Source organism: Nostoc sp. C96, from assembly GCF_059384975.1.
In genome coordinates this window covers 5,009,302-5,022,401 of sequence record NZ_CM182020.1, presented here as the reverse complement: position 1 = coordinate 5,022,401, position 13,100 = coordinate 5,009,302, and the positions used below count along the sequence as shown (strand labels likewise).

Annotated in this window: 9 protein-coding genes; 6 read left to right on the top strand and 3 right to left on the bottom strand. The window is 42.3% G+C overall.

The window, feature by feature from the left end; translation table 11 throughout:
* Nucleotides 1-910 precede the first annotated feature (910 nt).
* The 6 genes from AC504W_RS21410 to AC504W_RS21385 all read left to right on the top strand — a co-directional run bounded on the left by AC504W_RS21410 (nucleotide 911) and on the right by AC504W_RS21385 (nucleotide 8,091).
* Nucleotides 911-1,432, top strand: a complete 522-nt coding sequence (locus AC504W_RS21410; RefSeq protein ID WP_494874236.1) for a P-loop NTPase family protein — start codon at nucleotides 911-913, stop codon at nucleotides 1,430-1,432.
* A gap of 89 nt (nucleotides 1,433-1,521) precedes the next feature.
* Nucleotides 1,522-2,121 carry a gamma-glutamylcyclotransferase family protein gene (locus AC504W_RS21405; protein ID WP_494874235.1) on the top strand — a complete coding sequence of 200 codons (600 nt, stop codon included), beginning with the start codon at nucleotides 1,522-1,524 and terminating at the stop codon, nucleotides 2,119-2,121.
* A gap of 132 nt (nucleotides 2,122-2,253) precedes the next feature.
* Complete coding sequence (rpsO, locus tag AC504W_RS21400; RefSeq protein WP_096579741.1) at nucleotides 2,254-2,523, top strand: 30S ribosomal protein S15; 270 nt, start codon at nucleotides 2,254-2,256, stop codon at nucleotides 2,521-2,523.
* A 12-nt stretch (nucleotides 2,524-2,535) separates the two neighbouring features.
* Nucleotides 2,536-3,003, top strand: a complete 468-nt coding sequence (locus AC504W_RS21395) for a PAM68 family protein (RefSeq protein WP_096579740.1) — start codon at nucleotides 2,536-2,538, stop codon at nucleotides 3,001-3,003.
* A gap of 274 nt (nucleotides 3,004-3,277) precedes the next feature.
* Nucleotides 3,278-4,336 carry a 3-deoxy-7-phosphoheptulonate synthase gene (gene aroF / locus AC504W_RS21390; RefSeq protein WP_494874234.1) on the top strand — a complete coding sequence of 353 codons (1,059 nt, stop codon included), beginning with the start codon at nucleotides 3,278-3,280 and terminating at the stop codon, nucleotides 4,334-4,336.
* 332 nt (nucleotides 4,337-4,668) lie between these two features.
* Nucleotides 4,669-8,091, top strand: a complete 3,423-nt coding sequence (locus tag AC504W_RS21385) for a PAS domain S-box protein (protein WP_494874233.1) — start codon at nucleotides 4,669-4,671, stop codon at nucleotides 8,089-8,091.
* A 275-nt stretch (nucleotides 8,092-8,366) separates the two neighbouring features.
* Here the strand turns inward: AC504W_RS21385 and AC504W_RS21380 are convergent, their stop codons facing one another.
* From AC504W_RS21380 to AC504W_RS21370, 3 genes are all read right to left on the bottom strand, one after another.
* Nucleotides 8,367-8,852, bottom strand: coding sequence for a peptidoglycan-binding protein (locus AC504W_RS21380; protein ID WP_494874232.1), 486 nt, complete (start codon nucleotides 8,850-8,852; stop codon nucleotides 8,367-8,369).
* A 33-nt stretch (nucleotides 8,853-8,885) separates the two neighbouring features.
* A complete protein-coding gene (locus tag AC504W_RS21375) occupies nucleotides 8,886-11,156 on the bottom strand; it encodes an alkaline phosphatase D family protein (protein ID WP_494874230.1) in 2,271 nt (756 codons plus the stop codon).
* A 164-nt stretch (nucleotides 11,157-11,320) separates the two neighbouring features.
* The gene (locus tag AC504W_RS21370; RefSeq protein WP_494874228.1) at nucleotides 11,321-12,712 is read right to left on the bottom strand and encodes a malic enzyme-like NAD(P)-binding protein; all 1,392 of its coding nucleotides are present in this window, start codon (nucleotides 12,710-12,712) and stop codon (nucleotides 11,321-11,323) included.
* Nucleotides 12,713-13,100 lie beyond the last annotated feature (388 nt).

Here is a 13,100-nt window from a genome sequence, read left to right as displayed (position 1 = left end):
TCGTAATTAGCCCGACATTAATCCGGGAATGTGATTGCACTTCTCATAGCTGGTAATAAATGGGCTAATAAGAGAATTGTTTATCCCCTATTTAAAACCAGACTGTGCTGGGTTTGAAAAAATATTTAATCCATACTAGCATATAAATAATTTTTCAATAACTTCTATATCTAAATCAAGATTTTCACTAATTATATCTCCAAAATATTACAGTATAAGGGTTGTGAGCTTTTCAAATAGTAGTTACGTCGTCACTAGTAAAGAAAATGTAAATAGTAGTTACGCCGTCACTAAAGGTAAATAAAAAATAAAGGCAGTTTTAAGATGAATATGTATTATTCATTTTCTTGTAGTGAGATTTTTCTGTAAAAGTGAAAGACATTAACAACTACTATGTCATGCTCTAAAATATTTTTAATATTTAAAATAGAATATCCTTTCAATAATAAATAGGACTTACGCAAAACTAACGTATTTGCGTCATTGCGACCCTAGGGAAACAATCTCAAAGCCTTTATTTGCGTGGCGAGTGCGTAAGTCCTGAATAAATACTTAAGGTATTACAACTAAACTCCTTGGACTCAAGCATTTGTAATAATTTCAGTAAAGCCGCTTTACTGAAATCTGATGACAGATCCAGCATACGGGACAAATACCCTGCCAGAATACTCGTCCTTTTTGCCGCAGACTTAGTGATCGCTAATTTTTGGCTGCCGTCTTTGTCACTCTGATGTCGTCAGATCCATTTTTCCTGACTTTTTCAGTAATGGGCAATCTTAGAAGGCGCTGGCCTTATTTTGCAGATGATATCTTTTGCTCAGGTTAGTACGAAAGATGCGATCGCATCAAAAAATTTTTACGAACTAGAAGACTTAGAGTAATTTGTTGAATAACAGGCTCAAATAATTCTATGCAACGCATTTCTGTAGTTGGAACTACTGGTTCAGGTAAAACAACTTTGGCGCGGCAAATATCCCAATGCCTTGCCATACCCCACATAGAATTAGACTATTTGCATTGGGAAGCCAACTGGGTAGAAGTAGCAAACGATGTGATGCGCGATCGCGTTTCTCAATCTTTAGCAGGCGATCGCTGGGTTGTAGATGGTAATTACAGCATAGTACGCGATATTGTTTGGCCCAGAGCAGATACAGTTGTTTGGCTAGACTATTCTTGGCCAGTGGTGATGCGTCGAATATTGTGGCGAACACTGGCGCGGGTAATCACACAACAGGAAGTCTGCAATGGTAACTATGAGACATGGCAAAAATCTTTCTTTAGCCGTGATTCTATTTTGTTATGGGCAATTCAAACTTACGGTAAAAATCGCCAAAAGTATCAGGCTTTATTCCAAGAATCTGATTATGAGCATCTAAATTTTATCCATTTGCGATCGCCCGCCACTACCAAAGATTGGTTATCATCATTGTAATTAAATACGGTTAGTCTATCGATTTATAGTTGTATTATTTAATCTTTTGATGCTAGAATTTTACCTGTAGTTAATACTTCTAGGGATAGATGAGTAACCAAACTCGACACTCAGGCTACAATTGGGTGCAATCTCATAATCCTGCAAAGCTAGATTTGAAACTGCAACAAGAGTTACAAAAAGAGCCAGCATTCTATTATTTCGCCTATGGCTCGTGTATGTGTCCGGTCGATTTGAAGCGATCGCTTGGTGAAAACACTCACCCTTACGTCATCGGCCCTGGAATATTAAAAGGATATCGTTTAGGGTTTTATCTTTACTCACCCAGCCGCAAATGTGGTGTTTTGGATGTAGTCAAAGACCCAAAAGCCAGTGTGAAAGGTGTACTTTATCAGCTACCCTGGCGACTGAGTGAACATTTAGATATACGTGAAGGTGTTTCTCAAGGATTATATCAACACGAAACTGTAGAGATTCACAGCCACAATTCTATATATAAAGATGTGCGTACCTATGTAGTTGTCAGCAAATTGCCAGAAGAAGCCGCACCCAACGATTGGTATTTTAACGTGGTCTTGCGGGGTGCGGTTACTTGTGGTTTGCCAGAAGAATATTGCTGGCATTTGTTTAACCACATGTATAACTTGCAACAGCAACATCAAGCACAACCAATCAGGCGATCGGCATAGAAAAATATCATAAACTTAGCCAAAATACTGATAACTATTAATCACTTCCAACTGATTCGACATACAGCTGAATGGCTGTGATATCATGGGAGACTGCTGCATATATTTAGAAAAACTAGAAATTAATCGATCATGGCTCTGACGCAACAGCGCAAACAAGAAATAATTACCAATTTCCAAGTTCACGAAACCGATACCGGTTCCGCTGATGTGCAAATTGCAATGCTGACCGAGCGAATTAATCGCCTCAGCGAACACCTCCAAGCTAATAAAAAAGACCATTCTTCCCGCCGTGGCTTATTAAAGCTCATTGGACATCGTAAGCGCCTGCTTGCTTATCTCCAACAAGAAAATCGGGAAAAATATCAAGCTTTGATTGCTCGTCTGGGTATTCGTGGATAGGGACTAACGCTTATGTCTGCTGAAGAATCTGAACGCAGTCGTTTGCCTTTTGAACCGAACAAAAAACGCCAAAAACCTGTAAAAGTTCAAAAAACTCCCATCAAGTCCAATACCTTGGAAACGTCAGCCAGCCAGAAGCCGCCATTTTCCAAAGAAGAGATGGCTATTCCCCAAGTGGTAAGCCAGCGGATGATTCGGCGAGTAGCGTTTTTTTGTGGTGTCCCCACAGCTTTGGGGATTACGACATTAATAGTTAGCTATCTACTGGCTACCCAAACCCAAATTAAATTAGCGCCTATTGCCGTTTTGCTGGTAAATATGGGGTTATTTGGTTTAGGGGTATTAGGCATTACTTACGGCGTTCTTTCTGCCTCTTGGGATGAAGAACGACCAGGAGGTTTAATCGGACTCAGCGAATTTACCACTAATTGGGGTCGGATGGTAGCAGTTTGGCGCGAAACTCGGCAAAAGAACGTCTGATAATTAGCGCTCAGGTATTCAGATGACTCTGATATTGGGTAATTTGCCAGTAAATGTTGAAGTTAAAGTTATATAACTTCAACATTGCTAATTAAAAAAATATACTATCTAATTAAACCCAATATTTTGTAGCTCTATGACTGAGCGCTTGATTTTTTTATACTTATAAATGTTAATATCTCATCATTAAAAATTACGCTAAATACTGAGAAGTACGACAATATAGTTAGGCTTATTTGTTTGATATTTCACTCAACTAATCAGGTAATTTAAAATGATCGTAGTCATGAAGATTGGTTCCCCAGAAGCGGAAATCAACCGCATTGACGAGGAACTAACAAGCTGGGGACTGACACCAGAAAAAATTATTGGTAAACACAAAGTCGTAATTGGTTTAGTAGGTGATACTGCCGATTTAGATCCCCTGCAAATTCAAGAAGTTAGCCCGTGGATTGAGCAAGTATTACGGGTAGAGCAACCTTATAAACGCGCCAGCCGTCAATTCCGTCATGGCGAAGCTTCGGAAGTATTGGTCAATACCCCTGATGGCGCAGTCTTATTTGGCGAACAACATCCTTTAGTGGTTGTGGCTGGCCCTTGCTCTGTAGAAAATGAAGAAATGATTGTGGAAACAGCACAGCGAGTCAAAGCCGCAGGTGCTAAATTTTTGCGTGGTGGTGCATACAAACCCCGGACTTCGCCTTATGCTTTTCAAGGACATGGTGAAAGTGCTTTGGATTTACTGGCTAAGGCGCGGGAAGTCAGCGGGTTGGGAGTGATTACAGAAGTAATGGATGCGGCAGAACTCGATAAAATTGCCGAAGTTGCTGATGTTATCCAAGTAGGGGCGAGAAATATGCAGAACTTCTCCCTGCTGAAAAAAGTCGGCGCACAACCAAAACCAGTGCTGTTGAAACGGGGAATGTCATCCACCATTGAAGAGTGGTTAATGGCGGCTGAATATATTTTGGCAGGGGGAAACCCAAATGTGATTTTGTGTGAACGAGGAATTCGCACATTTGACCGCCAGTATACTCGCAACACACTAGATTTATCAGTAGTGCCAGTATTGCGAAAACTCACACACCTGCCAATTATGATTGATCCGAGTCATGGTGTCGGCTGGGCGGAATTCGTACCAGCTATGGCGATGGCAGCGATCGCAGCTGGTACTGATTCTCTCATGATTGAGGTGCATCCCAACCCCAAAAAAGCCCTCTCAGACGGGCCACAATCCTTGACACCAGAGCGTTTTGACCACTTAATGCAAGAATTGGCTGTTGTTGGCAAAGCTGTAGGACGGTGGCCACAACCAGCAGTGGCTTTGGCTTGAAGCAGAATTTAGGAGTCAGTATTGTAGGGTGGACATGATCATGTCCACCCTACAAATTTGGAAGGTTTTTGTATCGCTGGGTAAAGTTATACAGCATATTTGACATGGTATAGTGGCGACAATAAAAATTGCGATCGCTTATTTTTCTAAGACACAGAAATTACGCAGAAAAATTCTCTGTTGAGATGGGTGTCTGGTGATTAAAAATAGCAAGGTTTTTCTCACCTAAACCCCTTGTCCACAAAGTTTTTTGATCACGGCGTTAGTTGTAAAAATTTCAGATTTTAGATTTTGGTGCAGAATTTATGTGTAGATAGCCAAACGAAATTATAATGCGCTCTTGGTTAAATAGCACACTTCGCATTCGCCTAGTATTTCTTGTCCTTTTAGCTGTTGTTCCAGCACTAGGATTAATTCTGCACACAGCTTCCGAACAACGGCGTACCGCTATAACAGAGGCGCGAGAACAAACACTACGGCTGGCGAGATTAGCAGCTAATAACCAACAGCAGATAGTTGAAGGCAGTCGTCAACTGCTGATGATATTGGCACAGATACCTGTTGTGCGTCAGGGCAATTCAGTAGAGTGTAATCAATTATTAGCTGATATCCTCAAACAACATTCAGCTTATGCTAACTTTGCGGTACTTGATGCTCAAGGCAATATCACTTGTAGCGGGCTTCCCTATTCTGGCTCAGTGAATGCAAAAGACCGCAGTTATTTTCAACGTGCTTTACAAACGCGGCAATTTGCCGTTGGAGAATATCAAATCGGTCGTAGTACTAAAAAAGCTACTCTGAATTTTGCTTATCCTATTTTAGATCAGACAGGGCGAGTGCAAACATTGGTTGTGGCTGCACTGAATTTAGATCAGTTAAATCAGTTGGCGGCGCAAGTCAAAATGCCTAAAGACTCAGTACTGAGTGTGGTTGACCAAACAGGAAAACTTTTAGTCCGCTATCCCCATCCAGAAACTTGGGTAGGCAAATCTATATCGCCAGATGCTCTGAGTAGCATTAAAAATGCTCAGGGTGAGGGTATTGATGAGGTGACTAGCCTCGATGGAATACCAAGAATCTTTGCCTTTGTGCCTTTGGGGAATGATCCACTCAATCCCGATGTATATATCAGGATTGGGATTCCGAAGTTGGCAGTTCTGGCTGATGCTAATCAATTATTAGTGAGAAATTTAATTAGTTTAGGTGCAGTAACTTTTTTAGCGATCGCAGCTGCTTGGGTAGGCGGAGATGTTTTTTTTATCCGACAGATAAAATCATTGGTGGAAACAGCCAAAACTTTGGGGAGTGGGCAACTTAACACACGTACTGGACTTTTTTATCTATCGGGAGAACTGGGCGAACTAGCGCAAGCAATTGACGAAATGGCCGCAGCACTCCAAACACGGGAAATGGCGATCGCATCTTTGAGCCAAAATGTGCAAAAACAAGCCAATATCTTAAATGCGATTCTCTCGGCTTCGGTAGATCATATTTTTATTTTTGATCAGCATGGTCGTTATCAATATGTCAGTGCCGGTGGTGCTGCGGTTTTTGGCAGGAAACCAGAAGAAATGCTAGGTAAGACTTGGCAAGAACTTGGTTTTACCCCAGAAATTTTAGTCACGATGGGTCAGGTAGATGAGCAAAGGGAAAAAGTCATCGCCACAGGCCAACCTATCAGAGTAGAAATAGAGTATCAATCCGCTGATGGAGCGCATTGTTACGAATATATTTTGGCACCCCTAGATAATCCTGAGCAAGCGATCGCAGGCGTAATTGCTATATCCCGTGATATTAGCGAACGCCAACGCACTGAGGAAGCACTACGACAAAGCGAACAACGCCTCCGCATGGCACAAAGAGCCGGAAAAATAGGGACTTGGGAGTGGAATTTGTTGACTGGTGAGGTATCTTGGTCAGAAGGAATCTGGGATATCTTGGGATTAGAAGTGGGTACAGAAGAACCTGGATTGAAATCTTGGGCTGATTTTATCCATCCTGATGATCGCCCACAGATCATGGCAGGCGTAGAAAAAGTCTTAGCTGAAGGTAGGGAATATTACAGCGAATTCCGCATTATCCGCAGAGATAACACCGTGGTTTGGTTAGCATCGAAAGGGCAAATTGTCCGCGATGCAGATGGACAAGCTGAACGGTTTTTAGGAGTCAACATTGATATTAGTGAGCGCAAGCAAGCCGAAGAAGTGCAGCGGGAAAGTGAAGAACGCTTTCAGGCATTCATGGCACATAGTCCGGCGGCGGCTTGGATTACAGATGTAGAAGGTACAATTATTTACCTTAGCCCAACTTATGTACAAACGTTTGGGCTGCTCACTCAAGATGCGATCGGCAAATCTGTCTTTGAACTGTTTGAGTATGAGATTGCCAGACAATTCTTAGACAACATCCAAACAGTGGCTAAAACTAATCAGGTTCTAGAGACAATTGAAATAGCACCTCGTTTAGATGGCACAATAGGCGATTTCCTCGTTTATAAATTCCCCATAGCACATATATCTGGGCAAACTTTGGTGGGAGGAGTAGCAATTGATGTGACCGCACGCAGGCGAGCCGAAGCAGAACGGGAGGAATTATTGCTACGGGAACAAGCAGCCAGAGAAATTGCCGAAACTGCTAACCGCATTAAAGATGAATTTTTGGCAGTGTTGTCTCATGAATTGCGAACCCCGTTAAATCCCATTCTCGGCTGGATCAAATTGCTGCGGACTCGCCAATTAGATGAAGATAAAAAAGCGATCGCTTTAGAAACTATCGAACGCAATGCTAAATTACAAACTCAACTAATCGGCGATTTATTAGATATTTCCCGCATTTTGCAAGGCAAACTAACGCTGACTATTTCTTTAGTTGATTTAGCTACAACCATTGCATCTGCCAAAGAAACAGTCGCTTTAGCAGCGGAAGCTAAATCAATAGAGATTCATACGGAGATAGCACCAGATATTCAGCCGTTTTTTGGTGATGCGAGTCGTTTACAACAAGTGGTGTGGAATTTGCTGACGAATGCGGTGAAGTTTACCCCCATTGGCGGTCAGATCACAATCAAGCTGGAATCTACACCTAACTATACTCAGATTCAAGTCAGCGATACAGGCAAAGGAATTACACCAGAGTTTTTACCTTACGTTTTTGAAAGTTTCCGTCAAGCTGATAGTGCCACAACCCGGAAATTTGGCGGACTAGGATTAGGATTAGCAATTGTACGTCACATTGTCGAAATGCACGGTGGTACAGTTAACGCCGACAGTCTCGGAGAAGACCAAGGGGCTACTTTTACAGTCCAGTTACCACGGATAACTACAGTTATACAACCCAACCAAAATCAAACTTTAGCCCAAAAATTCTTGAATTTGCGCGGAGTAAGGGTGCTGACTGTTGAAGATGAACAAGATACGCGAGAACTACTAATGTTTACAATTGAACAGTATGGCGCGAAAGTGAAAGCAGCGGCATCTGCTCATGAAGCATTAGAGATTTTCCCACAATTTCAGCCAGATATTTTAGTATGTGATATTGCTATGCCAGAGATGGACGGCTACGCACTCATCCGTCAGGTAAGAGCTTGGCCAAAAGAACAAGGCGGACAGATACCTGCGATCTCCCTCACTGCTTATGCTGGAGAATCTGATCAAAAACAAGCTCTGGCGGCAGGTTTTCAACGGCATTTATCCAAACCAGTAGATCTGGAACAATTAGTAGAAGCGATCGCTAGTCTATGCAATTTTAGATTGTAGATTGAGAATTGCTTTGAGCGTTTAGGGTTTTACCAAGCCATCTTTCTCCATCATCCTTTACTCTCGACTCCCTAAATTAACGTGAATTCGATGGCATTAAAAACCCCTCTCCAAACCTCTCACGCCAGTCGCCTCAAGTCAGGAAACCCGCCCACGGCGCTGGCTCCCCGACGCGGAGAGAGGCTTAAAAGTCTGATTAGTTCGTACTAAGTTGTAGATTTTTAGCCCCTTCCCTACAAGGGAAGGGGTTGGGGTTAGGTTTCATCGAACTCACGTTAAATTAATTGTTTTGCCACGCGATCAAGATTTTTGCGAATTTCTAAGGTGGCGACACCAGTTATCATCCCTTCATCCTCAGAGGAATATTGCGCTGCAAACTTCTTAACTGCGGCTACAGTTCTTGGCCCATAAAAGGGATGATCTTTGGGTAAGTCTGCTTTGACGACGACATTCAACTCATATTGGAGAATTTTGATCACTTCTTCAGCTTTCGCCATTGTTTTTGGCCCAACTACACCATCTACCTGTAGTCCATAATCTGCCTGAAAGTTTTTGATTGCTTGTACAGTTTTAATGGTTGTTAACTGCGAATTATCTTTACTAACCGGAAACCCATTTCCCATCGCAGCAAAATCTTGAGCTAGATATCCTAATCCAAATAAAATCGACCGGAATTGAGCATTGGTGTAGGTAATCATATTTACTAAAGCTCCAAACTTAGGCTGCAAGATTTTAGTACTGAGTAATTGGGTTTTATCCATTAACATTAGCTACACCAACAATTGATGAGATTCCTAATTGAACAAATCATCATTGGGTTGCATCTGAGTCTCAAACCGAGAATAAACAAGTTCTGTTGTATACCAGGAAGAAAACCAGTATAAATCTTGAATGACTTTACTAGCAAGACTTTCATCTGTCGGTTCAAACTGCACTAATGCTAAATTATTTTTTCCTACTACTTCTTTTCCATCTTGAAACCACTTGGATCGCCAAAACATTAAAAATTGTAGCGATCGCCACTTTGCTTTTTCTGGGCGATTCCAAGGAGCAATAAAACTTAATACATCAATGGCTAAATCCGCAGTTTGGGTTTTTTGTCGGGGAAGCAACTCTAGCACACAACGCCAATCAGAATGAGGTGAATGTTGACGTTGCCATTGTTTAGCAGAAACTTCCCGCATATCAACTGGATTGCTCCAACCTAACCAATACCGTACTTTTTCTGGTAACAGCCAATTTTTTAATTTTGTATGAATTAACCGTGTCAGAAATTCTTCATTTTTCAACGCACTACATGTTAACTGCACCAATACAGATGAGGTGGGCGAATTAATATGTTGATGAGATAAACGTACGACAGAACTATAGTGAATATCTCCCGACAAAACGACAATTTGTTGACGTTGAGCAAATAATGTGCTGAGAAATTGTGCCAATGCTTCTGTATGAATGTTCCACGCATCACCTACATCTGTAGAAAAAACTTTTTCATTTTTTAAGTGCCAATGGTGAACCCAATCAATTACTTTCAATCCAAATACATTGGTAGGTGCAATCACAAATGTGGCTGGAATCTTGGTTTTTTCTTGTAAAGGTATCAGCAGTTGTTGTTTTAACGCTTGGGGTGATAACAATCTGGGCGGGGCGATGGGTTTTTGGTCGGCTGGATAACCCCGCCAAGTCCGGGTATCGAGAACAATTACTTCATGAATCGGACTGCGAATTGTGTAATGCCAATCCAGGGCTTGGGGATGTCTGGCTAGAACTAATACTGAACCATCTTGGGCAAAGGTTGGCAAGCCTGTGAGAGAATCTTGATCTGGTATGCCAACATAATGAGCGATCGCTTGATCTGCATAATTATCTGTACCGTGGGAAGCTGACCAAATTTCCGCCGCCGCCAACAGTTTTTCACCTGGTTGACCAAAGGCAAATTGCTCAGGTGTATTTCCCCAAGCTTGAAACACACTATAGGCTAACAGTGCATTTTGTACTACCCGCCGCCCTAAAGGTTTGCCCAGAACTCGCAAACACCAAGCTTGATTGAGGTTCCAGTCATCGCTAACATCATGGTCATCAAAAATCGTGTATGTGGGAATATTCGCCAAAGCACGGCGGACTTTTCCCAAGGTGTACATAAATTGCTGTAAATCTTTGACTTCTTGATTCCAGTTTTTGATACCTTGGCGATTGTTTGTGACTGCATTTCCTGGCGGAAATTTCCGCGGCCAGCATACAGGCGACCAAGTTAATAAATAAGCCGCGTAATATTCTCCCAAACTGAGCAGGTGACTGTTAACCTTACTATATTTGTTATGTAATCCGGCAGTAAAACCAGCTTGTTCAGTGGCAACTTCTGCCCGTTGTCTGGTGGGTAATTGCTTGGGAGTACAATAAGTTGGGCTGACTGGTAACTTTTCTTCCCAACCCAGCAAGATATCACCCAAATGCGTTGCCACCCATAACGAAGGATCAGCAACATCATCGCCATAAATTTGGTCGCCGGTGAGAAATAATTGATGAGGGCGGCGTTGGGGTTGACTCGCTGTATTGGCAATTAAACTGTCGAGAATTGGTAACGCATCCAACCCATGACCGTGGGGTTTACGACAAGAAGCGTGGACAATTTTTAAATCTTGCAGACGACTGGGAGATAGAGCAAACGTTGGTTTTTGATGGTCAAAATAACTAATGCTATCTGCGGCAAAATTCTGAGAACTTAATGCTTGTGATAGAGTTTGCTGTTCTGCACCACAGAAGAATTGTAAGTCATAGGCATAGATGCGATCGCTCACCAAATGATTACCAACTTCACACTGAGCCGTCACGGCTACGATATGCAAATATTCACCCAAAGCAACTGTAGCGCGTTGCCCCTCTAGCAAACAATTGCCTAATGTTGCGCCATTATTGGTTGTTTCATAAACCTTCAGTTGCACCTGACAAGACTGCTTTAAGGCTATCCATACCGTCACTGAGTTTGATTCGGTATGTTGCAGCATCGGCCCTGCCAAAATTAGCGGCAGTTCTGCTATAAACTCGCTTCCAAAGGGGTTTTGCATGAGTAACTTTTATCGGCGTTGATCTGCGGACATCGGCGGTTAATTTATTCCCCTCTTTTTTGCTGTGGCTCTGGGACAGGCAATCCCAAATTGAGAAATGATTGTGATAGATGGATTACTCAAATCTAAAATGGTGTAAGCTGCCTATCCCAAAAGAATTATAATCAACTCTTGGCAATACCTTCTTCACGGGCTGCCCTTTGTACAGCCGCCGCCACAGCCGGAGCGACACGCGCATCAAACACAGAAGGAATAATATGTTCTGGATTTAAATCGGCTGGGTTGACTAAAGAGGCGATCGCACTAGCAGCTTCTAAATACATGGTGGTAGTAATTTCTTTAGCGCGACAATCTAAAGCCCCTCGAAACACTCCCGGAAAAGCCAACACATTATTGATTTGATTTGGGTAATCGCTGCGTCCAGTCGCCATGATCGCTACGGTTTTGCTAACCAATTCTGGCTGAATTTCGGGAATTGGATTGGCCATGGCAAACACAATTGGGTCTTTAGCCATTGCTTGCACCATTTCTGGGGTTAATACTCCTGGGGCGCTGACACCAATGAACACATCTGCGCCTTGCATTGCACCAGCTAACGTACCTTGAGCTTTCACCGCAAATTCTTGTTTTTCTTCTGTCAAGTCTGCGCGGCTGGTGGAAAGAATACCTTTGGAGTCACACATCAAAATTGTTTGCGCTCCAGCTTTCCGCAGTAACCGCGCGATCGCCACACCCGCAGCACCCGCACCGTTAATTACAATGCGGATGTCTGCCATTGATTTATGTACTAATTTCAGAGAATTGTATAACGCAGCTAGAGTCACAATTGCTGTACCATGTTGGTCATCATGGAAGACCGGAATATCTAATTCCTGACGCAATCTTTGTTCAATTTCAAAGCAGCGGGGTGCAGCAATATCTTCTAAATTCACACCACCAAACACAGGTGCAATGTGCTTGACAGCCTGAACAATCTCATCGGTATTTTGCGTGGCCAGACAGATCGGAAAAGCATCTATGCTGGCAAATTCTTTGAATAGCATCGCTTTACCTTCCATCACAGGTAAAGCCGCCGCTGGGCCGAGATTGCCCAACCCTAAAACAGCGCTACCATCTGTAACAATGGCGACAGTGTTTTGTTTAATTGTCAGGTTGTAGACTTCCTCTGGTTTTTGGGCGATCGCTTTACAAATCCTTCCTACCCCTGGAGTATAAGCCATTGCTAAATCAGAAACACTCTTCAAGGCAATGCGGCTGGCAATGCTAATTTTGCCACCACGGTGTAAGTTAAATGTGCGATCATAAACATCTAGCAATTTGATGTTTGGTAGTTCTTTGATCACTTGGACAATTGTCTCAGCGTGTTCGGTACTAGCAGCATCAACAGTAATATCACGGGTGGACTCTTGACGGGTTTGCTCAATTAAATCTATCTGACCCAGATTACCACCACTGGTGGCGATCGCCTGTGTCACCGATGCCAACATCCCCACGCGGTTGGGAATCTGCAACCGTAGGGTCAAGCTAAAACTAGAGTTAGGAGTCAGGTCTGCCATTGTGATTTTGCAATAGTAAATTTTAGATCTTATATTGAATCGCTGAGTAAAAATCTAGACTAAAACTAAAATCTTTTCAGCACAAATTATCAAATAAACTAAAAAGCGATCGCATTGATGGCTTGTCAGTGCGATCGCTTTAATTTTGGTTCCACAAGCTGGGTCTATGAGTAAAGAATCCCCACGCCTTTACTTAGGCTGGGTATTATCACAATAAAAAAGATACTTTGAGTTAAAGTATCTTTAAAGTTAATCACTGAGTATCAGAGCAATAATAAAGGGTCTTAAAATTGGCAATTTTCAGATTATTACTTAGTAAATATGTTTTTATCATAACAAAGTGATATCTACTAAATGAGAACAAATTAGTAATTCTTTACATTAAATA

Coding starts and splice junctions, on each gene's coding strand:
- AC504W_RS21410 (WP_494874236.1), top strand. CDS start 911: ATGCAACGCATTTCTGTAGTTGGAACTACTGGTTCAGGTAAAACAACT.
- AC504W_RS21405 (WP_494874235.1), top strand. CDS start 1,522: ATGAGTAACCAAACTCGACACTCAGGCTACAATTGGGTGCAATCTCAT.
- rpsO (WP_096579741.1), top strand. CDS start 2,254: ATGGCTCTGACGCAACAGCGCAAACAAGAAATAATTACCAATTTCCAA.
- AC504W_RS21395 (WP_096579740.1), top strand. CDS start 2,536: ATGTCTGCTGAAGAATCTGAACGCAGTCGTTTGCCTTTTGAACCGAAC.
- aroF (WP_494874234.1), top strand. CDS start 3,278: ATGATCGTAGTCATGAAGATTGGTTCCCCAGAAGCGGAAATCAACCGC.
- AC504W_RS21385 (WP_494874233.1), top strand. CDS start 4,669: ATGCGCTCTTGGTTAAATAGCACACTTCGCATTCGCCTAGTATTTCTT.
- AC504W_RS21380 (WP_494874232.1), bottom strand. CDS start 8,852: ATGGATAAAACCCAATTACTCAGTACTAAAATCTTGCAGCCTAAGTTT.
- AC504W_RS21375 (WP_494874230.1), bottom strand. CDS start 11,156: ATGCAAAACCCCTTTGGAAGCGAGTTTATAGCAGAACTGCCGCTAATT.
- AC504W_RS21370 (WP_494874228.1), bottom strand. CDS start 12,712: ATGGCAGACCTGACTCCTAACTCTAGTTTTAGCTTGACCCTACGGTTG.